This is a genomic window from Streptomyces sp. NPDC047917 (genome assembly GCF_043204345.1).
GTDB lineage: Bacteria > Actinomycetota > Actinomycetes > Streptomycetales > Streptomycetaceae > Streptomyces > Streptomyces sanglieri.
In genome coordinates this window covers 57,045-77,316 of sequence record NZ_JBIDCA010000007.1, presented here as the reverse complement: position 1 = coordinate 77,316, position 20,272 = coordinate 57,045, and the positions used below count along the sequence as shown (strand labels likewise).

At 70.6% G+C, this 20,272-nt stretch carries 23 protein-coding genes; 9 read left to right on the top strand and 14 right to left on the bottom strand.

Going from position 1 to position 20,272, the window contains the following annotated elements:
* Positions 1–120: 120 nt before the first annotated feature.
* The 5 genes from ACGF8B_RS18090 to ACGF8B_RS18070 form a co-directional block, all read right to left on the bottom strand.
* Positions 121–228 carry a putative leader peptide gene (locus ACGF8B_RS18090; protein WP_350983699.1) on the bottom strand — a complete coding sequence of 36 codons (108 nt, stop codon included), beginning with the start codon at positions 226–228 and terminating at the stop codon, positions 121–123.
* Between the two features lie 357 nt (positions 229–585).
* Positions 586–1,275 carry a DUF2993 domain-containing protein gene (locus ACGF8B_RS18085; RefSeq protein ID WP_392739445.1) on the bottom strand — a complete coding sequence of 230 codons (690 nt, stop codon included), beginning with the start codon at positions 1,273–1,275 and terminating at the stop codon, positions 586–588.
* A gap of 132 nt (positions 1,276–1,407) precedes the next feature.
* Positions 1,408–2,829, bottom strand: coding sequence for a hypothetical protein (locus ACGF8B_RS18080; protein ID WP_392739443.1), 1,422 nt, complete (start codon positions 2,827–2,829; stop codon positions 1,408–1,410).
* A 10-nt stretch (positions 2,830–2,839) separates the two neighbouring features.
* On the bottom strand, positions 2,840–3,094 hold the full coding sequence (locus ACGF8B_RS18075; RefSeq protein ID WP_124717298.1) for a MoaD/ThiS family protein: 255 nt from the start codon (positions 3,092–3,094) through the stop codon (positions 2,840–2,842).
* A 41-nt stretch (positions 3,095–3,135) separates the two neighbouring features.
* Positions 3,136–4,041, bottom strand: coding sequence for an alpha/beta hydrolase family protein (locus ACGF8B_RS18070; RefSeq protein ID WP_392739441.1), 906 nt, complete (start codon positions 4,039–4,041; stop codon positions 3,136–3,138).
* 275 nt (positions 4,042–4,316) lie between these two features.
* Here ACGF8B_RS18070 and ACGF8B_RS18065 point away from each other — a divergent pair, with 275 nt between their 5' ends.
* The 6 genes from ACGF8B_RS18065 (at position 4,317) to ACGF8B_RS18040 (ending at position 9,981) form a co-directional block, all read left to right on the top strand.
* A complete protein-coding gene (locus ACGF8B_RS18065; protein ID WP_392739439.1) occupies positions 4,317–5,120 on the top strand; it encodes a response regulator transcription factor in 804 nt (267 codons plus the stop codon).
* A 24-nt stretch (positions 5,121–5,144) separates the two neighbouring features.
* Positions 5,145–6,182 (top strand): LacI family DNA-binding transcriptional regulator, encoded by a 1,038-nt coding sequence (locus ACGF8B_RS18060; protein WP_124717301.1) that lies wholly within the window; start codon positions 5,145–5,147, stop codon positions 6,180–6,182.
* Positions 6,183–6,418: 236 nt separating this feature from the next.
* Positions 6,419–7,570, top strand: coding sequence for a S1C family serine protease (locus tag ACGF8B_RS18055; RefSeq protein ID WP_392739436.1), 1,152 nt, complete (start codon positions 6,419–6,421; stop codon positions 7,568–7,570).
* A 30-nt stretch (positions 7,571–7,600) separates the two neighbouring features.
* On the top strand, positions 7,601–7,768 hold the full coding sequence (locus ACGF8B_RS18050) for a hypothetical protein (protein WP_392739434.1): 168 nt from the start codon (positions 7,601–7,603) through the stop codon (positions 7,766–7,768).
* Between the two features lie 57 nt (positions 7,769–7,825).
* Complete coding sequence (locus tag ACGF8B_RS18045) at positions 7,826–8,557, top strand: response regulator transcription factor (protein ID WP_392739432.1); 732 nt, start codon at positions 7,826–7,828, stop codon at positions 8,555–8,557.
* On the top strand, positions 8,554–9,981 hold the full coding sequence (locus tag ACGF8B_RS18040) for a sensor histidine kinase (RefSeq protein ID WP_392739430.1): 1,428 nt from the start codon (positions 8,554–8,556) through the stop codon (positions 9,979–9,981). Before ACGF8B_RS18045 ends, ACGF8B_RS18040 begins: the two co-directional genes overlap by 4 nt.
* Before the next feature lie 184 nt (positions 9,982–10,165).
* On the opposite strand, the gene ACGF8B_RS18035 is transcribed toward ACGF8B_RS18040, so the two are convergent.
* A complete protein-coding gene (locus ACGF8B_RS18035) occupies positions 10,166–10,612 on the bottom strand; it encodes a helix-turn-helix domain-containing protein (protein ID WP_392739428.1) in 447 nt (148 codons plus the stop codon).
* A 73-nt stretch (positions 10,613–10,685) separates the two neighbouring features.
* Entirely contained in the window at positions 10,686–11,276 is a 591-nt protein-coding gene (locus ACGF8B_RS18030) for a TetR/AcrR family transcriptional regulator (protein ID WP_392739426.1), read from the bottom strand.
* Between the two features lie 223 nt (positions 11,277–11,499).
* Between ACGF8B_RS18030 and ACGF8B_RS18025 the strand changes: the two genes are divergently transcribed.
* A complete protein-coding gene (locus ACGF8B_RS18025) occupies positions 11,500–13,425 on the top strand; it encodes a protein kinase (protein WP_392739424.1) in 1,926 nt (641 codons plus the stop codon).
* Between the two features lie 36 nt (positions 13,426–13,461).
* On the opposite strand, the gene ACGF8B_RS18020 is transcribed toward ACGF8B_RS18025, so the two are convergent.
* On the bottom strand, positions 13,462–14,355 hold the full coding sequence (locus ACGF8B_RS18020; protein WP_392739422.1) for a phosphatidylinositol-specific phospholipase C: 894 nt from the start codon (positions 14,353–14,355) through the stop codon (positions 13,462–13,464).
* A gap of 198 nt (positions 14,356–14,553) precedes the next feature.
* Positions 14,554–15,168: a DUF5937 family protein gene (locus ACGF8B_RS18015; protein WP_392739420.1), complete on the bottom strand. Its 615-nt coding sequence runs from the start codon at positions 15,166–15,168 to the stop codon at positions 14,554–14,556.
* Here ACGF8B_RS18015 and ACGF8B_RS18010 point away from each other — a divergent pair.
* Positions 15,155–15,349 carry a hypothetical protein gene (locus ACGF8B_RS18010; protein WP_392739418.1) on the top strand — a complete coding sequence of 65 codons (195 nt, stop codon included), beginning with the start codon at positions 15,155–15,157 and terminating at the stop codon, positions 15,347–15,349. The two genes, ACGF8B_RS18015 and ACGF8B_RS18010, sit on opposite strands and share 14 nt — an antisense overlap.
* On the opposite strand, the gene ACGF8B_RS18005 is transcribed toward ACGF8B_RS18010, so the two are convergent.
* The 4 genes from ACGF8B_RS18005 to ACGF8B_RS17990 form a co-directional block, all read right to left on the bottom strand.
* Positions 15,350–15,745, bottom strand: coding sequence for a GNAT family N-acetyltransferase (locus ACGF8B_RS18005; RefSeq protein WP_392739416.1), 396 nt, complete (start codon positions 15,743–15,745; stop codon positions 15,350–15,352).
* Positions 15,742–16,113: a hypothetical protein gene (locus tag ACGF8B_RS18000; protein ID WP_392739414.1), complete on the bottom strand. Its 372-nt coding sequence runs from the start codon at positions 16,111–16,113 to the stop codon at positions 15,742–15,744. The genes ACGF8B_RS18005 and ACGF8B_RS18000 overlap by 4 nt, the downstream gene beginning before the upstream one ends.
* 335 nt (positions 16,114–16,448) lie before the next feature.
* On the bottom strand, positions 16,449–16,643 hold the full coding sequence (locus ACGF8B_RS17995) for a DUF397 domain-containing protein (protein ID WP_266793323.1): 195 nt from the start codon (positions 16,641–16,643) through the stop codon (positions 16,449–16,451).
* A 13-nt stretch (positions 16,644–16,656) separates the two neighbouring features.
* A complete protein-coding gene (locus tag ACGF8B_RS17990) occupies positions 16,657–17,508 on the bottom strand; it encodes a helix-turn-helix domain-containing protein (RefSeq protein ID WP_392739412.1) in 852 nt (283 codons plus the stop codon).
* Between the two features lie 239 nt (positions 17,509–17,747).
* Here ACGF8B_RS17990 and ACGF8B_RS17985 point away from each other — a divergent pair, with 239 nt between their 5' ends.
* The gene (locus ACGF8B_RS17985) at positions 17,748–18,209 is read left to right on the top strand and encodes an ATP-binding protein (RefSeq protein ID WP_392739410.1); all 462 of its coding nucleotides are present in this window, start codon (positions 17,748–17,750) and stop codon (positions 18,207–18,209) included.
* A gap of 72 nt (positions 18,210–18,281) precedes the next feature.
* Here the strand turns inward: ACGF8B_RS17985 and ACGF8B_RS17980 are convergent, their stop codons facing one another.
* Entirely contained in the window at positions 18,282–20,132 is a 1,851-nt protein-coding gene (locus ACGF8B_RS17980) for a bifunctional metallophosphatase/5'-nucleotidase (protein ID WP_392739408.1), read from the bottom strand.
* Between the last annotated feature and the right edge of the window lie 140 nt (positions 20,133–20,272).

The window sequence follows — 20,272 nt, the reverse complement described above, 5'->3', positions numbered from 1 at the left end:
AGACGGTGCGTGATGCGGATGTACGTCGGCGCGGCCTGCGGCGCCCGTACAGCGGCGATCGGGATGGGCCCTGACTTCGGTCGAAGGGCCGGGGGAACGCGGGGTGCCGAAGGCTCCCGCTCAGACAGTGCGACAGAGCATGGCGGCGACGCGGCACAGGTCCACTGCCCGCCGCTTCGTGAGATCCGCCCGTCCCCGCTGTGGGAGACCGCCAATAGAGCACTGCATGGGACCGATCGTAGGGAGGTGCGGGCGGCCATGTCACCGTCGTGTCGCATTATGAGACACGATCGTCCGCAATGCGGGACACACGTGGGGGTGAGTCGCCCCTCACGCCACTCCAGCATCGCGGGCGGGCACCGGCCATCTACGGACCGGACACAGCCGTCTCAATATGTGGTGCGCTGTTGCAGGGCGCGGTGTGTGGTGGCTGTTGCAGGGCGCGCCGCGTGACACTGGGTACGTGGGCGTTCGTGGGCGTACGTGGGCGTGCGAGGGCGTGCGAGGGCGTACGTGGGCGCCTGGGGCGAACGCAGGAGGTCATGGGCCCCCGACGCGTCAGGGGGCCGGGGTGCGCGGGGTGCCTCAGCCGGCGAGCTGTACGTCCGTGCCGACGACCGAGATCTCCAGGCCGTCCTCGGTGGGCTGGATCTTCTGGAGCTTGAGACCGCTGGGCAGGCCGCCGACCTCGCGGTCGAAGTCGGTCTTCTTGCGCACCAGCCCCTCCAGCCCGGGTATGCCCTTGCCGGGCACCTGGTCCGCGTGCACTCGCAGGGTGTGGCCGTCGACCAGGGTGACGGTGGACAGGACGCTGCGCGAGATCGGGTTGCCGAGGACGTCGACCGTGCCGGTCACCTTCACCTTGTTGTTGCCGCCGTACTCGACGGCGACGTCCTCGCTGGCGGCCTCGGTGAGGTCCTTGTACGAGATGACGGCGGTACCCGTGGCGCGGGCGGCGGTGGCGCTGGAGTAGCCCTCGGACAGCTTCACGTCGTGCAGCGCCGCGTTCATCCTGCTGATCCGGAGCCGGTGGCCGTTGCTGTCGGTCTGGATGCCGGTGATCTCCACGTCGACCTCGTCGAGCTGTTTCCCGGCGACCTGCGTCAGGAACGGGAATCCCTTGATGGAGATGTCCGTCGAACCGACCGTGGCACCGGTGACCTTGACCCGCCCCGCTGCCTCCGACTCGGCGAAGTACACCGCCGCCCGGTCCACGGCGACGAAGATCCCGCCCAGAACCACCACGATGACCAGCAGTATCCGCAGTGCACGCATGCCCGCTCTTTCCCCCACCCTGCAATCCGGCCCGACCCCTGGCGCCCCGCACGTCCACCGAATGTGCACGACGCCCCGAGTGATCGACGAGCGGGCACCCCTCTTCGGTTCCCGGGGCGCCCGCTCAGTGCGCTACGAGATCGCGCGGCCGATCAGATACACGGCGGGCGCCGCGGCAGTGAGCGGCAGCGCCACACCGGCGGTCATGTGGACGAAGCGCGACGGGTAGTCGTAGCTCGCCACCCGCAGCCCGATCAGTGCGCAGCCGCCCGCCGCGAGGCCGAGCAGCGCGCCCTTCGTACCCAGGTCGGTGAGCGTCCCGGCCACGGCGCCGCCGCCCGTCGCGGCGAGCAGCGCCACCACGACCGAGGCCGGTCCGGGCAGCGGCAGCGCGCGGACCAGCACGGCGACCGCGACGGCCACCCCGCCCACGGTCACCGCGTCCGGGACCGCCGCGAGGTGCCCGGCGGCCAGGACCGCGAGCGCCGCCGAGGCGACGGTGGCCATCAGCCCCTGCATCCGCTCGTCGGCGCTCGCGTGGCTGCGCAGTTGGAGGACCACGGTGAGCAGCACCCAGACGCCGAGGGTGCCGAGGATGGCGGCCGGGCCGTTCTCCCGTCCCGCGGCGAGCAGCGCGATGTCGGCGACCAGGCCGCCCGCGAACGCGAGCGCGATGCCCTGCCGGGCCGGCCACATGCCATTGAGCCGGAACCAGCCGGCCGCGGTCACGGCCTGGAGCAGCACCAGCGGCACGACCAGGGCGTACGACCCGATCGCGGCACCGAGGGCGAGCAGCAGCCCGAGCCCGGCGGTGATCGCGGCGGGCTGCATGCCCGGCGCGATGATCGGCGAGCGGCCCTCGGCGCGGGCCCGCTGGGCGTCGGTGATACGGCTGTTGCCCAGGGTGGTGGGGGCGCTGTAGCCGTCCGCGTCGGGCCCGGGGGCGGAGGTGGCAGCGGGTTCGGCCGCCGGGGCCTCGGGCGGCAGCGGGTACCCGCCCGTGGCGCCCTGCGGCGGCAGGTAAGCGGTCTCGGCGGCGGCCGGAACGGGCTGCTGCGCGGGCTGCTCGGGCTGCGCGGGCTGGGCGGAGTGGAGGACCGGCTGGTACTGGGTGTCCCAGGTCTGGCCCTCCCACGTCTGCGCGACGCCGGGGTCCTGCGGATCGTGCGCCACGGGCGCGGCGGGATCCTGCGGATACCCGGCCGGCCACGCCTGCCCGGGGCCCACCTGGGGTGTCTGGGGTGCCTGGTTCGGGTCGTACTGGCCCTGCGCCTGCCCGCCGTACGACTGCTGCGCACCGTGGGACTGGTGGCCGTAGCCCTGGTCGCCGTACGCCTGGTTGCCGTACGACTGACCGCCGTACGCCTGACCGCCGTAGGACTGGTCACCGTAGGACTGCGCCCCGTACGACTGATCGCCGTACGACTGCGGCGGCTGCGGCTGTGCCGGTTGTTGCTGCTGCGGCGGCGGCCGGCCGTTCGACGGGTCGGGTCCGGGGACGTACCCGTAGCCCGGGTCCTGTCCGTACGGATGCTGCTGATCGTTGCTGCTCATGTTCTGCGGTTCACCCTCCTGCGAACGGCGGGAGCACCTCGACCGTGCCGCCCTCGGCAAGGCGTACGGTCTCATGGCCGCGGGTGCCCACGGGGTCACCGTCGATGAGGAACGAGCACCTTTGCAGCACTCGGGTGAGCTCTCCGGGGTGCCGCTCACGCACCGCGTCGAGCGCCTCGGCGAGGGTCGCAGCCGTGTACGGCTCCTCCGCGGTCCCGGCCGCGGCCTTGGCGGCGGCCCAGTAGCGGATGGTTCCCGCAGGCATGGCGCCACTCCTCTCGTCTCTCGTCAGCTGTCCATGATGGGTCACGGCGTCACCGCCCAGTCGGCGATACGGGTGAGCAAGGTCTCGTCCGCGGCGTTCTCCGCGTGTCCCATGCCGCGCTCCAGCCACAGCTCGGCGCCGTCGCCCGCCGCCTCGGCCAGCGACCGCGGGTGGTCCAGCGGGAAGTACGGATCCCGGTCGCCGTGCACGATCAGCAGCGGCGTCGGGCCGAACAGCCCGGCCGCCTCGACCGGCGCGAGCGGCACCGGGTTCCATTCGTCGCGGTCGATCCGGGTGTGCAGGCCGTAGCGGCCGACCAGCCGGCCCAGGGGCCGGGTGACCACCCAGTGCAGCCTGCGCATCGGAGCCGTGCCCCGGTAGTACCAGCGGGCGGGGGCGCTCACGGCCACCACCGCATCCGCGTGCGCCTCCGCACGCGCCCCGGCGCGCCCCTCGCGCTCCGTAAGCTCCACAACGTCACCGGTGCCTGTGTCGCCCGTCGACCGAGCCGCGTGGAGCGCCCCGTGCCGCAGCACCACGGAGCCGCCCATCGAGAACCCGACGGTCACCACCCTGCGGTGTCCGAGCGACCGCGCCCACGCCACCGCCGCCGCCAGATCCAGCACCTCGCGGTCGCCCACCGTCGACCGTCCGCCGGACCCGCCGTGCCCCCGGAACGAGAAGGTGACCACGGCCGCACGCCCGGCGAACACCCCGGCGGCACGCCGCACCGCGGGCCGGTCCACCGAACCGGTGAAACCGTGCGCGAGCACGATCGCAGTACCGTCGAAGGATGATTCCGCAACGGCCCCGGCACCTGCCGTGCACGGCTCGTACACCGCCTCGATCCGCACCCCGTCACCGGTACGCAATGTGGTGCGCAGGGAACCGGGCGTGATCAAGGGAACAGCGGAACCCCGAATTCGCCCCTCGGACACAGAACTCATGTGGGCTATTGTGCTGGGAAGAGGATCCGGGCAGAGCAGCCCCCGGGTCCTTTTGTGCTTTCCAGGCGTTGTTACGGCGACGTTTCCACAAGCTCAGCGGTACCGGGGCGCGGGACCGCACCGTGGGACCAGCACGAATACGTACGAAGAAGTGCCGCATACTCCCCCGGGCCCGGCCCGGGAGTGCCCCTCTCGCAGGGAACGAGGAGGACCGACGTAATGGGCGAGCGAACCGTGCACGATCATCGACCGACGACCCAGGCAGGTGGGCGGCGATGAGTTCACTGCTGCTCCTGACGAATGCCCTTCAACCGTCGACGGAGGTGCTCCCCGCCCTCGGACTCCTGCTCCACAGCGTGCGGGTGGCGCCCGCCGAAGGCCCCGCTCTCGTCGACACCCCCGGTGCCGACGTCATCCTGATCGACGGCCGCCGCGACCTTCCGCAGGTGCGGTCGCTCTGCCAGCTGCTGCGGTCCACCGGACCGGGCTGTCCGCTGATCCTCGTCGTGACCGAGGGCGGCCTCGCGGCCGTCACCGCCGACTGGGGCATCGACGACGTACTCCTGGACACGGCGGGACCGGCGGAGGTGGAGGCCCGGCTGCGGCTGGCCACCGGACGGCAGCAGATCTCCTGTGACGACTCCCCGATGGAGATCCGCAACGGCGACCTCTCGGTCGACGAGGCCACGTACAGCGCGAAGCTGAAGGGGCGGGTCCTGGACCTGACCTTCAAGGAATTCGAACTGCTCAAGTACCTGGCGCAGCACCCGGGTCGGGTCTTCACCCGTGCCCAGCTGCTCCAGGAGGTCTGGGGCTACGACTACTTCGGCGGTACGCGCACGGTCGATGTCCATGTGCGGCGGCTGCGCGCCAAGCTCGGCCCCGAGCACGAGTCGCTGATCGGCACCGTCCGCAATGTCGGCTACCGCTTCGTCGTGCCCGAGAAGGTGGAGCGCGCGGCCGAGGAGGCCAAGGAGCGGGCCGCGGTGAAGGCGGCCGCCGGACCCGTAACCCGTTCGGAGCAGTCGCGGGCTGACGGGACGAAGGAAGAAGCCCCGGTCCGACCTGCCGGACGGTAGGTATATCCGCGTAGACTGCCGCGCGTGGCCAAGGTGACGCGGGACGATGTGGCGAGACTGGCGGGGACGTCGACCGCGGTCGTCAGCTACGTCATCAACAACGGACCGAGGCCGGTCGCCCCGGCCACGCGCGAGCGGGTACTCGCCGCGATCAAGGAGCTGGGCTACCGGCCCGACCGGGTTGCCCAGGCGATGGCGTCGCGGCGGACCGATCTCATAGGGATGATCGTTCCGGACGCCCGGCAGCCGTTCTTCGCGGAGATGGCGCACGCGGTCGAACAGGCCGCCGCCGAACGCGGAAAAATGGTGCTCGTCGGCAACTCCGACTATCGCGACGAGCGCGAGGTCCACTATCTGCGGGCCTTCCTCGGCATGCGGGTCTCCGGTCTGATCCTGGTCAGCCAGGGCCCCAGCGAGCGGGCGGCCGCCGAGATAGAGGCGTGGGACGCGCGGGTCGTGCTGCTGCACGAGCGGCCGGAGGCGATCGAGGACGTCGCGGTCGTCACCGACGATGTCGGCGGTGCCCAGCTCGCCACCCGGCACCTGCTGGAGCACGGCAACGAGTACGTGGCGTGCTTCGGCGGCGTGGAGTCCACCCCGGCGGTCGGTGACCCGGTCGCCGACCACGTCGAGGGCTGGCGCCGGGCGATGCACGAGTCGGGCCGCTCGACGGAGGGCCGGCTCTTCCAGGCCCCGTACAACCGTTACGACGCCTATCAGGTGGCGCTGAAGCTGCTCGCCGGGCCGGACCGGCCGCCGGCCATCTTCTGCTCGACGGACGACCAGGCCATCGGTGTGCTGCGGGCGGCGCGCGAGCTCCGCATCGATGTGCCCGGGGAGCTCGCGGTGGCGGGCTTCGACGACGTGAAGGAAGCCGGGCTGACCGATCCGCCGCTGACGACGGTCTTCTCGGACCGCCCGGCGATGGCACGGGCCGCGGTGGACCTGGTGCTCGACGACTCGTTGCGGGTGTCGGGATCGCGGCGGGAACGGCTGAAGCAGTTCCCGTCGGCGCTCGTGGTGCGGCGCTCGTGCGGCTGCGGGGAGCCGACGGTCAGGTAGCGCGGCCGGTCGGGGAGCCGGCGGCCGGGCAACGGCCGTCGGACAGCGACCGGTCAGGTGGAAACCGGTCGGGCAACGGCCGCCGGACAGTGCCAGTCAGGGCGCCGACGGTCGGGTGGTGGACCGGTGTGCCCAGCCCTGCCGGGGCCAGTCCTTATATCGGGCATACGAGCTTCTGCCGGGCTTCTCAGCGGGGGCTCAGGCTTCTCTCATCTTCGCCGGACACGCTCATATACATGACAGAGAGCCAGCGCCCGAGCGGCGAGTACCCGATGTACCCCTCGTACGGCAACGGCGACGCGGCCTACCCGCCGCCGCCGTCATACCGGCCCGCGGAACCGATCGCGACCGGACCCGGAACCACCGTGTGGCCCGGCGGGAACGCCGCCGACGGGCACGGCGGCGACGGGCACGGCGGCGACGCGGGCAACGGCGGCAACGGACCGGCCTTCCCGCCGCCCACGCCGCCCGAGCCGGCCGCGCCCCGGCACCGGGCCAGGCGGCCGGTCGCCCTGCTGGCGGCCGTGGCGATCGCCGCGGCGATCGTCGGCGGCGGCACCGCCACCGTCGTCGAGCAGCTCACCGGGGGCGGAACGAACAGTGCGGCCTCCGACGTCGTCCCCGGCACCACCGTCTCGCAGAGCGACAAGGGCACCGTCTCCGGTGTCGCCAAGGCCGTCTCGCCGATGATCGTCGAGATCAACGCGACCTCGACCGCGGGCGAGTCCACCGGCTCCGGCGTGGTCATCACCTCCGACGGCGAGATCGTCACCAACAACCACGTCATCTCCGGCGCCTCGTCGGTCAAGGTGACGCTCAGCACCGGCGAGACGTACACCGCCGATGTCGTCGGGACCGACCCCGACAAGGACCTCGCGCTGATCAAGCTCCGGGGCGCGAGCGGGCTGAAGACGGCCACCCTGGGCGACTCCTCGGCCGTCGCGGTCGGCGACCAGGTCGTGGCGATCGGCTCGCCCGAGGGCCTCACCGGCACCGTCACCAGCGGCATCGTCTCCGCCCTCGACCGCGATGTCACCGTCGCCAAGGAGGACGGCAGCGGCCAGGGCCGGGGCGGGCAGGGCGGACAGAGCGGCGGCGAGCAGTGGCCGTTCGAGTTCGGCGGCCGGCAGTTCAACGGCGACACCGGCGAGTCCACCACCACGTACAAGGCCATCCAGACCGACGCCTCGCTCAACCCCGGCAACTCCGGCGGCGCCCTGATCAACATGAACGGCGAGATCATCGGTATCAACTCCGCGATGTACTCGGCGAGTTCGTCCAACGGATCCAGCGGTTCGAGCGCCGGCAGCGTGGGCCTCGGTTTCGCCATCCCGGTCAACACGCTCAAGGCCGACCTCGACACCCTGCGGGCCGGCAACGGCTCCTGAGACTCCTGAACCTCCCGAGGAGACCGACACATGCACCACCCCGACCACACCCCCACCGGCCCGGCCGACCTGGCCCTGCCCCTCGCGCTCGTGAGCGAACAGGCCGCACACGGTACGGACCGCGCCCCGGAGGTCCGTACCGCCACCGCCCGCAAGCGCCGGGCCGCACGACGACGCGCCATGGCCGTGCGAGGCTGAGAGCACGACGTCCCGGAACGCCCGGGACCGCACGGCACGAGAAGAGGACGACGAGCGATGAGCCCCGCCGAAGACGATCCGCAGCGCATCCTGATCGTCGACGACGAGCCCGCCGTGCGCGAGGCCCTGCAGCGCAGCCTCGCGTTCGAGGGCTACGGCACCGAGGTCGCCGTCGACGGCCTCGACGCCCTCGCCAAGGCGGATTCGTACACCCCCGACCTCATCGTCCTCGACATCCAGATGCCCCGGATGGACGGCCTGACCGCCGCCCGCCGGCTCCGCTCCGCGGGCACCACCACCCCGATCCTGATGCTCACCGCCCGCGACACCGTCGGCGACCGGGTCACCGGTCTCGACGCGGGCGCCGACGACTACCTGGTCAAGCCGTTCGAGCTGGACGAGCTGTTCGCCCGCATCCGGGCCCTGCTGCGCCGCAGCTCGTACGCGGCCTCGGCGGGCGGCACGGTCCCCGCCGACGACGAGCTCGCCTTCGCGGACCTGCGGATGAACCTCGCCACCCGCGAGGTCACCCGGGGCGACCGACGCGTCGAGCTGACCCGCACCGAGTTCACCCTGCTGGAGATGTTCCTGGCCCACCCGCGCCAGGTGCTGACCCGCGAACAGATCCTCAAGGCGGTGTGGGGCTTCGACTTCGAACCGAGCTCCAACTCCCTGGACGTGTACGTGATGTACCTGCGCCGCAAGACGGAGGCGGGCGGCGAGCCGCGCCTCGTGCACACGGTGCGGGGTGTCGGCTACGCGCTCCGCTCCGGCGGCGGTGACGGATGACCGGGGCCCTGCGCCGGCTCCGTGCCCTGCCGCTGCGCTCCCGGCTCGCGCTGCTGGTGGCGACGGCGGTCGCGGTCGCTGTGGCGGCGGTCGCGGCGGCCTGCTGGTTCGTGACGAAGGCGCAGCTGGAGAGCCAGCTGGACTCCTCGCTGCGCAATGTCACGGTCAGCAACGACTACATGCAGAAGCTGTTCATCGCCTGCACCCACCCCGACCAGGCGACCGTCCCGCCGATCGGGGGGACGTACACCGTGCAGCTCGTCACCGTGTCCGGGAGCACCTGCACCTCCGCCGAGGCCTCACCGATCGACGTGACGGCCGCCGACATCGCCGTGGCAGCCGGTGTGCGGGACAACGTCCTGCACACGGCCAGCACGAAGAGCGGCGAGCGGATGCGCGTGTACACCTACGCGTACGAGACCCGCAACCCGGCGCCCGGCCTGGTCCCGGGCAGCTTCGCGGTCTCCATCGCCCGCCCGATGAGCGAGATCACCGACCCGCTCTCCACCCTCGCCTGGATGCTCCTGGCCGTCTCCGGCATCGGCGTCATCGGTGCGGGCGCGGCCGGCCTCTGGATCGCCCGCACCGGGCTGCGCCCCGTCGACGAGCTCACCGAGACCGTCGAGCACGTCGCCCGTACCGAGGACCTCACCGTCCGGATCCCGGTCGAGGGCGAGGACGAGATCGCCCGGCTGTCCCGCTCCTTCAACTCGATGACCGCGTCCCTGGCCAGCTCCCGCGACCGTCAGGCCCAGCTGATCGCGGACGCGGGCCACGAGCTGCGCACCCCGCTGACCTCCCTGCGCACCAACGTCGAGCTCCTCGCCCGCAGCGACGACACCGGCCGGGCCATCCCGCCCGACGACCGCAAGGCCCTGATGAAGTCGGTCAAGGCCCAGATGACCGAGCTGGCCTCGCTCATCGGCGACCTCCAGGAACTGGCCCGGCCCGACGCCCCCGCCCCCGGCCCGCTCCAGGTCGTCGCGCTGCACGACATCGCGGACACCGCCCTGGAACGCGCCCGGCTGCGCGGCCCCGAGCTGACCATCAGGGCCGACCTGACCCCTTGGTACGTACGGGCCGAGCCCGCCGCGCTGGAACGGGCGGTGGTCAACGTCCTGGACAACGCGGTCAAGTTCAGCCCGGACCGGGGCACGATCGAGATCGCCCTGCGCGACGGCGAACTGACCGTCCGGGACCAGGGCCCCGGCATCCCCGCCGACGAACTCCCCCACGTCTTCGAACGCTTCTGGCGCTCCCCGTCCGCCCGCCAGCTCCCCGGCTCGGGCCTGGGCCTGTCGATCGTCGCCCGCACGGTCCAGCAGTCGGGCGGCGAGATCACCCTCAGCCCGGCGACGGACGGCCCGGGCACCATCGCCTCGATCCGCCTGCCGGGGGCATCACAGCCGCCGCCGGGGCTGTGAGCGCGGGTGGTCCGGGTACCGCGCGGAGTCAGAGACGGCGCCGGAACTCGGCAGCGAACTGCGGAGCGCCTCCCGCGTCCAGCCTGTCCAGCAGCCCGTGCAGGTCGCGGGGTTCCCTCCGGACCAAGGTGTCCAGGACGACGCGCTGCACATCACTCCAGTCGACTCGGGCGGATTCAGCTGATCAGTTGTCGTAGAGACCGGCGTCCTCGGTCAGTCCGACCAGTTCGTCCAGTCCTTGGCGACGCTGCGAGCGCCTCTTCCCCTTGTAGTCGAGAACGTCCGCCAACAGCACCCTGCGGTGTCTTCCCGGCCGCGAGAAGGGGATTCCGCCCTCATCGAGGATCTTGACGAACGTCGGCCGACTGACGCCCAGGAGGTCGGCGGCCTCTTGCGTCGTCAGGGTGGTGTTCACCGGTGCGACCGTCACGGCCTTGCCCTTCGACAGGGCCCGCACCACCACCATGAGCGCCTCGTAGACCTCCGGGGGCAGCGTGCGCGTGGCGCCGTCGGGGCCGCGCAGCAGGACCGGCTCCACAGCTTGTGGGGTCCGGTCCAGGAAGGCGCGGAGCTCAGCGATCTCCGCGCGGTGCTCGGGCAGGAGAGTGCGGTCTTCAGTAGTGCCGTGCATAGCTCTGTCTCCTTTGAGAGTAGACCCAGCATCGCGCAATTCGAACGAAACGAAAGCGCTGATTCGGGCCCGCTCACCGGCCGACCGAGCGCCAGATGTGGTCCGGTACCGTCCGCGCCGCTTCGTCCATGTCGATGTCCCCGACGGAGAGCCAGCGGCGCGCGATGCCCGTCACCGGGCCCAGGATGAGTGATTCCAGTACGGGCATGGGCAGGTCGACGAGCTGCCCCGACTCCTGGTGGGCGTGCAGCCAGGCCGCGAGCGGGGCCAGCCGGGCCTCCTGGGCGCCCCGGATCTGGCGGGCGTTCGCCGCCAGCTCGCGGTCCACGGTGACGGAGTGCATGAGCCGTGCCGCATCCGGGTGCAGCTGCACGAAGCGCAGGTAGGCCCGCACCACCGCGTGGACGCCGGTACGGGCGTCGTCCGTCTGCTCCAGCGCCTTGACCAGCTCGTCGAGGAGACGGCCCAGCCAGGACTGGGCGAGCGCGACCGCCACTCCCTGGAGGCTGCCGAAGTGGTGGTAGATGCTCCCCGCGCTGACCCCGCTGGCCGAGGTGATCGCACCGAGCGTCAGGCCGGCTTCGCCCTCCGACACATAGATGTCGAGTGCGCAGTCGAGCACCTGGGCGGCGGTGGCCTCACCGCGTTGCTGCTTCGGGCTCATCGGATGCCGTCCTCGTTCCCGGAACCGGAGGTTCCTCGTGGAGTGTCTCCGGGAACAGCGTAGTGAAGCTTCTGGAATTCTTTCCGGAAGTAGTTCCAATTGCCGCATGCCGTACCCCAGACTGAACACCGATTTCGCCAAGTCGCAGCAGGGCACACGGATTTCGGATGACTGAGGCGGTCCCACGGGCTGCGGCGCGGGACACGCGGGGGAGCGCTCGAACATGGCCAGCGTGCACAACGACGATCACGAGAGCAGCGACGACAACGTCGACGGCGGCATCAAGCCGCTGACCGCGAACGACCCGGCCCGCATCGGGCCCTATCTGCTGCTCGGCAGGCTCGGCGCGGGCGGAATGGGCCGGGTCTATCTCGCCCGTTCCGAGGGCGGCCGCACGGTCGCGGTCAAGGTGGTGCACGCGGAGCACGTCGCGGATCCGCAGTTCAGGGCCCGCTTCCGCCGCGAGGTCGACGCGGCGAGGCGGGTGGGCGAGCGCTACACCGCACCCGTGCTGGACGCGGCCCCCGACGAGGAGTACCCCTGGGTGGCCACCGGCTACGTACCGGGGCTCTCCCTCGAACAGGTCGTGCGCGGCCACGGCGCGCTCCCCACCGAGTCCGTGCTCGCTCTCGCCGACGGGCTGCTGCGCGCGCTCAAGGACATCCACGCGGCCGGCATCGTCCACCGCGATCTCAAGCCGTCGAACGTGATGCTCACGGTCGAGGGCCCCAAGGTCATCGACTTCGGTATCGCCCGCGCCGTCGAGACCTCGGTCGACTCGCTGCTCACCAGCACGGGGATGGTGATCGGGTCACCGGGCTTCATGGCCCCGGAGCAGATACGCGGCGAGAGCGCGGGCCCGAAGAGCGATGTGTTCACGCTCGGTTGCGTACTGACCTACGCGGCGACCGGCACGCTCCCGTTCGGCCACGGAGTGAGCAACCAGCACGCGGTCATGTACCACATAGTCGAGGCCGCCCCCGAGCTCGACCGGGTGCGGGACGAGGGGCTGCGCGCCCTGATCGCCCGCCTCCTCACCAAGTCGCCCGCCGAACGACCGTCCGTGGACGAGCTGTTGGCCGAGCCCGACCGGCAACACCTCGCTCCGGCAGCGGCGTCGTGGCTGCCGGCGGACGTGGTGGGTCACCTCGCACGGCAGTCGGCGCAGCTGCTGGACGCGGAGGCGGCGCCGGTACGGCAGGAGCGGGTGGACCGCAGCACGGTCGGCCTCCGGCCGGCGGGGCCCGTTCCCGGGGCCGCCGACGAGGCCACCCCCGAGGCCGTTCTCATCGGCGGGACGGCCGAACCGGAGCCCAAGCGGGAGAAGCGGCGCCGGAGGTTGATCGTGTCCGTCCCCGTGGTCCTGGTCCTGGCCGGGGGCGGCGGCACGATGGCGGTGCTGCAACCGTTCAGCAGCGACAGCGGAAACCACGCGTCCGCACCGTCCGCAGGCGCGGCGGGCCCGACCACACCGGCATCGCCGTCACCGTCGTCGCCGGAGGGCACACCTTCCCGGGGGGAGAAGAGTCCCGGCGCCTCCGGCGACAAGGACAGGAAGAAGGACCGGAAAGGCGACGACGGAAAGGACGGCCGGGACGGAAAGGACGGCCGGAACGCCGACAACCCGGGCACAGGCTCGGGCTCGTCCGGCGGGGGCGGCACATCGTCCACGGGCGGGTCCTCGACCAGCGGCTCGTCCGGCGGCGGATCGTCGTCGGGTGGCGGCGGTTCGAGCAACACCTCGGGCTCCACGAGCAGTTCGGGCGGCGGGGGTTCGAGCAGCACCTCGGGCTCCACGAACGGTTCGGGCGGCTCGGGCGGTGGGAGTTCCGTTCCCTCGTCGTTCGTGGGCACCTGGAAGTTCGGCGAGACGTACAACACCGGGCAGCCGGGCACCATCACCATCTCCCGCTCGGGCGTGGTGCGCATGTCCGACTTCCCGTACAACAACTGCCCGTACGAGGCCAAGGTGACCTCCACGGCGAACGGCAAGAGCCGCCTCAACGTCAGCGCTTCCAAGCTCGTCGGGCCCAACCCCGGCTACTGCTACACGATTGTCGACCCGTCGTTCTACGTCCTCAACGGGAGCGGCATCCGGCACAACGTCGGGCCCGCCAGCGGCGACGGCTACTACTACAAACGGGCCTGAGCCGGGGCGGGGGCACAATCCGGGGGCCGCAGGAGCTCAGGCCCCCGGATTGTGCCGGATGAGCGACTCCACCAGACCGGACCGGGTGGCGGGGAAGTCCAGCGGGACGATTCCGAGCCCGGTCCAGCCCGCCGCCTCCGAGCCGTCCAGGAACGACTGCACCTGCGGGTTGAGCCGGTCCGCGTTCCAGCGCGGCGGCATCAGGGCGGCGGTGCTGACGTAGTTCATGTACAGCTTCCCGGGCTGCTGGGCGGCCTTGCGGAACTGGGCCTCGATCTTGGGGTACTTGGCGAACGGCTCCGCCATGTAGTCGTCCTGGATGTCGAAGAGCGCCGAGTCGGCGTACCGGACACCGGGCAGCCCGCCGTTGTCGGCCAGCAGCACGACCTTGCCCCGCGCCTCACCCAGCGAGGGCAGCGCAGAATCGATGCGGAACAGCGGCCGCCAGCCCCGGTTGTCGAGGTAGTCGTCGAAGACCGCGCGGAACGCCGCGTCGCTCTCCTCCGAGTACTCCTGCTTGACCCGCATCAGCACGGTCTCGGTGGGGTGGGCCGCCAGGAAGTCCCAGCAGGCGCCCAGCACATCGCCGAACATCAGGTTCTGATACGAGGCGCCGTGGTGGATCGCGAACGACCCGCCGGTGATCCGGCACCGCACGTCGAGGAAGCGGATCCCGCTGTTCAGCTGCTCGGCGATCGTGGTGCTCTGGCACTCGGTCCAGGGTCCGCCGTAGCGGGCGCCGGAGTCGTGCGAGCCGGGGATCGTGAGGCGTTGGAGCCCGGTGGTGTCGGGGACGGCGCCCATCCAGTCCTGGGTGGTGCGGACTTGGCGATCGGCGGCACCTGCGGGCCCCGCGCCGACCAGGACGGTGGCGGTGGCGGCGAGTGCGCCGGCCAGGAAGTTCCGGCGAGTGGCGGTGTACGGGCTCATGCGGGGAGTGCCTCCGTCTGCCGTGGGGGCCTGGGGCCTGGGGCCCAGGGGTCAGCCGTCAGAGTATGACGGGTGCACGTCACTACAGGAACAGGCTGCACGGCACACATCACGGCGCTGCGGCCGTGCCGGTCAGCAGGTCCAGCCCCAGCGGGGTGCAGGAATGCCGGACCGCCTTGCCCTCGCGTTCTGTGACGTTCAGGCGCGCGTCCCGGAGGGCCTTGGTGGTTCGGAGGCCGACGATTTGCTGATGTCCAGCTCCCGGGCGATGTCCGTGGTGGTGAGCTGCCGGGTGAGCAGGCCGAGGACGGCCGCCCGGGTACGGCCCAGCAGGGCGCTCAGCGGATCGCCGCCGTCGCGCGGGCCGAGCAGAGGCAGCGGGGTCAGCGCCGGGTGGATGAGGATGCTCGCGGCGCCTTCGTGCACGGCCACCAGGGGCGGACCGTCCCACACGAGGGACGGCAGCAGTACGAGCCCGTGTCCGGTCAGCTTGACCTCGCCGTGCTTCAGGCAGTCGAAGACCAGGGTCGTTCCCTGCCAGTGCCCACCTGGGACGAGGCCGCCCAGCGCGGCACGGATCCCGTGCTGGGCGAGAAACCGGGTGCGCCAGGCGCGTTCGGCGTCGAACCCCGACCGGACTCGGCTCCACGACGGCGCCACGAAGCTCGCGTACGCCGAACGCACGGCCTGCTCCAGGTCCTGCCAGGCAGCCTTGTCCCGGTCCGCCAGTCCGCGGATCCACGGGGTGACCGGACGGCTCGCCCGGCAGACCCGTTCCAGTTCCGCGCGGACGGTGTCGGTGGGAGCCGACATCTCCTGCAAGCTGCGGGTCAACCTGCTGGGGGCGAATTTCGCCGTCGAGGCGGAATACGAGAACGCGGCGATCAAAGACCACACCCCCGAACTGGAGAAGGTCCGTACGCGCAAGGCCGCCGAGTCCGAACGGCTCCCCGGCCTGACGCGCAGGTACGACCGGGCCCCGTCGCCCTTGTGATCAGAGGGCGATCAACCCGGCCGACGTCTCCTCGAAGCCGCAGGCGTCGAAGTAGAACGGCCGCAGGTGCGCCTCGAAGTCGACGTGCAGCCACTCGCACCGCGCGGCACGGGCCCCCTCGGCCCCCTTCGCCACGAGCGCGGCGCCGACTCCTCGTCCCCGTCCGTGCCCGGCGACGACCGTGTCCAGGAGGAAGGCATGGGCTCCGCCGTCCCAGGCGACATTGACGAAGCCGATCAGTCCGCCGTCCTCCCACGCGCAGACCCAGCCCAGGCTGTGCCGCTCGACCCGGGCCCGCCAGTCGCTACCGGCGGCCGGGTGGCCGAAGCCCTCGGCGTGCAGGGCGTCGAGGGAGGCGCTGTCGAAGTCGCCCCGCCACTCGTACGTGATGGTCACGCCCCGATCTTAGGCGCCGCGTCGGCCACGTCGTCGGCAGGGCAGGAGAGCTGAGGGCGGACGGTCCACTCGATCCAGGCGTCGCGGTGGCTCAGCGAGAGGCCGCAGGGTTCGCCGCGATGGAGCGCAGCGATGGCGCCGATGCAGCCACCGCCGTCGACCCAGCTCAGCGCCCGGTGACGTTCGAGCGGCGGCAGTTCGATGGCCAGCGCCCGTACGTTCGAGCGGATGAAGCGGATCGCCTCGGCGGGGTCGAGAGCCGTGTGCCGGGACACCTCGGCGATCTCGTCCGCCTCCATCGTGCGGTAGGTGACCCGCTCGCACCAGAACACGCGCGTCGCGGAGGGTATGGGTTGTTGCTCGCGCACGAAGCTCCTCCTGGCGCCGCATCGGGACCGCCCCGCGCCTGCGGCCGGCGTGACGAGCGGCAGGCGCGGGACGACCCTTCGGAACTCCATCCAACTGGCGCAGAATTGAATGGAGTTGAGCATCCCAGGCATGACTCACCGAGGAGTCGGGCCACCTGGGGCGCCACCCGAAGCTAGCGTTTTAAGCGAGCCCGTTTCAAGCGTTTGACGTCTAACGAGTGAGGTGTAGACAGTCTACGTATGTAGCCCAACCAGCTAATACAAGCCACCCGGACACACCAAGGGCGGCCCCCACCTGCGCCGATGGGAGCCGCCCGAAGCGAGAGCGTCAGAGATCAGGCCAGATCGTCGAACTCGCCTTCCTTGGCGCCACCGAGGAAGGCACGGAGCTTGGCACGGGTCGTACGGATGACCACGCTCGGGTTGTCACTCTCGCGCATCAGGATCTCGCCCCCGTGCTCGGCCAGCTCAAGGCAGTTATTGCCATCGGCATTCGATGATTTCGACGACTTTCGCCACTGGATTTCTATTGTTCTCACGCCTTCATACTTGTAGTGCGATGGTACGAATGAAGTCCCGCGTCTTCTCCGGGTCGAGGGAGCGCTCTTCGGTCCGGTTCAGAGCAACCCGCCAGTTCTCAAGGCTTGTTTCAGCGTCCAGGAACCCCGATCCGGTTGCAGTGTCCGTCTGCGCGGTGTCGAGCTGCGGCACGGGACCGTAGAGGTATTGTGCCGAACTGTTGGCGTGCGGGAAACCGCCCGCCGCGAAGGGGATCGCACGGATGATGACGTTCTCCCGCTCCGACTGCCGCAACAGATAGTCGAGTTGGCTGCGCGCAATGGTCGAACCGCCATAGACCATCCGCAGCGCCGCCTCGTGGACCAGGAACACACAACGGGGCTGATCCACCCGATCGAGCACGTCCCGGCGCTTCAACCGATGTGAAAGCAAGCGCCGTTGATGCGACGGGCTGAGCGGTGGGACCGCCTCCGCGAAGACAGCCCTCGCGTAGTCCTCGGTCTGGAGCAGCCCAGGAATATGCATGATCTCGACCGAGCGCAGCCCCGCAGCGTGATGCTCCAACTCGGCCAGGTCGAGAGCATCGCTGGTGAGCTCACCCCGATAGTCCTCCCACCAGCCGTTTATGCGCTCTCGCGCCATCTCCGCGAGCGCATCGATGTACGCCTCGTCGGAACACCCGTAGTGCTCGGCCCAAGCACGAACCCGCTCGGTACTGACACCGAAGCGCCCGGATTCGATATTGCTCACCGTGGTGCGGTCCGTACTGAGCATCGCACCCGCTTCCGTGAGCGAAAGTCCCATGCGCTCACGCATCTTGCGCATCTCGGCACCCAGTCGGCGCTGGCGCGCTGTGGGCGCCTTCCTTGATGGCATCGATCTCTCCTCTCCCCGGGTCAGTGTGGCCCGTTACCCATCGAGTCGCACATCGTTCATGACATTACACAGATGCGTCCAACGCGTGAGGCGCATCGGCTATGGTCGCCCAGACCACCGCGTTGCACGCCGGCAGACCCGAAGTGCAGTCGTACACATGCATGTTGACCCGCGTACGGCCATCGCCACGGACGACGAGCAGCGCACCCGTTCGCACCGCACCGCGTTGGGAGAACGACATGACCCACGTCCACACCACCGCATACTCCGCCCCACCGGATCCACGGGGCGGCGAGATCTACCGGCTCGCCCTGCCGAACACGTCCAGCGCCGCGAAGCTCTCGCGTGACTTCATCGCGTCGCTGCTGACCGTCAGCAGACACTGCGGGCTGGTCGACGACGCGCGTCTGTGTGTCACGGAAGTCGTCACCAACGCCCACCGGCATACCCGCACGCCCCTGATCCGGGTCCGCGTGACCATCCAGCGCAAACTGGTCACCGTCTCCGTCGCGGACGACGACCACTGGGCCCTGCCCGAGCCGCCGGCCTTCCGCGACCTGCGCGGTGAACAGGAGGGCGGACGCGGGCTGTTGCTCGTGGAGCGGCTGGCGCTCGCCTGGGGCATGACCGTGCTGGGCGGCTGCTTCCCGTACCGGAAGGCGGTCTGGTTCACCCTCGCCCGAGCGGGGTCGGCGCCCTGAACGGGCCATGGAAACGCGAAAGGGCGGTGGGCCCGCCGGCCCACCGCCCCGCTCACCCGCGTACGGGAGTTACTACTGGATGACCGTGATCCGGTCCGCCGCCGGCGGGGCCAGCGGGGTCTCGGCCGTGGAGTGGGCCGCCAGGTAGGCGTTGAACATGTCCAGGTCGGAGGCGCCGACCAGCTTGTTCGTGCCCTCGCCGAGGGCGGCGAAGCCGTCGCCGCCGCCCGCCAGGAACTCGTTCATCGCGACGCGGTAGGTCTTGGCCGGGTCGATCGCCTCACCGTTGAGCTTGATGGTGTCGGTGACCACGCGGGCCGCGCCCGTCTTCGTCATGTCCAGGGTGTACGTGAGGCCCTTGGAGACCTGGAGGATCTTCGGGCTGGCCTCGTTGGAGCCGCTGACCTGCTGCTGGAGCGCCTGCACCAGCTGGGCGCCGGTCAGGTCGACGACGTTCATCATGTTGGTGAAGGGCTGCACGGTGAAGGACTCCCCGTACGTCACCACCCCGTCGCCCTCGGCGCCGCTCGCCTTGTGCACCAGGTCGGCGCGGATACCGCCCGGGTTCATGAAGGCGACGACCGCTCCGCCCTTGTCCGCCGGGGCCAGGCCCTCCAGCTGGGCGTCGGCGATCAGGTCGCCGAGCGGCTTCTCGGGGGCCGTGGAGCCACGGCCGTTGATGTCGGCGGTGATGTAGCCCTGCGGCTTGTTCGAGATGGGCGCCGCGAGGGTGTTCCAGCGGGCGATCAGGGCCGTCATGTCATTGGCCTTGGGCTGGTCCCGGCTGACGACGTGGTTCGCCGACTTCGGGTTCTTGGCACCGGCCGACTTCACCGACGTACGGACGATGTCCTTGGTGCGGCGGTCGTACGTGAGCGTCGTGTCGGTGTAGAGCTTGCCGAAGGAGGACGCCGAGGTGACCATGCGCGGGTTGCCGGCCGGGTCCGGGATCGTGCACACGTACGCCTGGTGGGTGTGGCCCGTGACCAGGGCGTCGACCTTGGGCGTGATGCCCTTGGCGATGTCGGTGATCGGCCCGGAGATGCCGTCACCGGCGCCGGAGCTGTCGCAGTCGTAGTTGTACGAGGTGGAGGCCGGGGCCCCGCCCTCGTGGATCAGCGCGACGATGGACTTGACGCCCTGGCGGTCCAGTTCCTTGGCGTACTTGTTGATCGTCTCGATCTCGTCGTGGAACTTCAGTCCCTTGACGCCGTTGGCCGTGACGATGTTCGGCGTGCCCTCCAGGGTCACTCCGATGAAGCCGACCTTGACGCCGTTCTTCTTCCACACCGTGTAGGGCTTGAGGATCGGCTTGCCGGACTTCTCACTCGTCACATTGGCGGCGAGGTAGGGGAAGTCGGCCCCCTTGAACTTCTTGCCCTTCTCGTAGCACCCCTCGACCGGGTGGCAGCCGCCGTTCTGGAGGCGGGCCAGCTCGGTGGCGCCCTCGTCGAACTCGTGGTTGCCGACGCTCGTGACATCGAGGTCGATCTTGTTGAGCGCCTCGATGGTCGGCTCGTCGTGGAAGAGACCGGACAGCAGCGGGCTCGCGCCCACCATGTCGCCGCCGGCCGCGGTGATCGAGTACGGGTGCCCCTTGCGCGCGGTGCGCAGCGAGGAGGCGAGGTACTCGACGCCGCCGGCCGGGATCGCCTTGGTCGTGCCGTCGGCCTGCGTCTCGGTGACCGTGCCGGCCGAGCCGGCCGGCGGCTCCAGGTTTCCGTGCAGGTCGTTGAAGGACAGCAGTTGCACGTCGACGGTGCGGCCCGGCTTGTGGTGGCCGTGCCCGTGTCCGTGTCCGTGGCCGTGGCGGTCCTGGGCGCCGGCCGGCATCGCGGCGACGAGCGCGCCGACGGTGGCGAGCCCGGCCGCGGCGGCGAGCACCCGCCGGGATGCGCGGTTCTTCTGCGGTGTCGCTGACATCGGTCCCCTTGTGAGTTCAGCGGAGGTTCGAAAGTGGTGACGAGTCTGGAGACTTCGTGCGCAGCCTAGGGTCAACGCGCGTAGCGCGACAGGTGTCGGCGGTTACGAACTGGTTGCCATGCGGTGGGAATGGCTTCAAA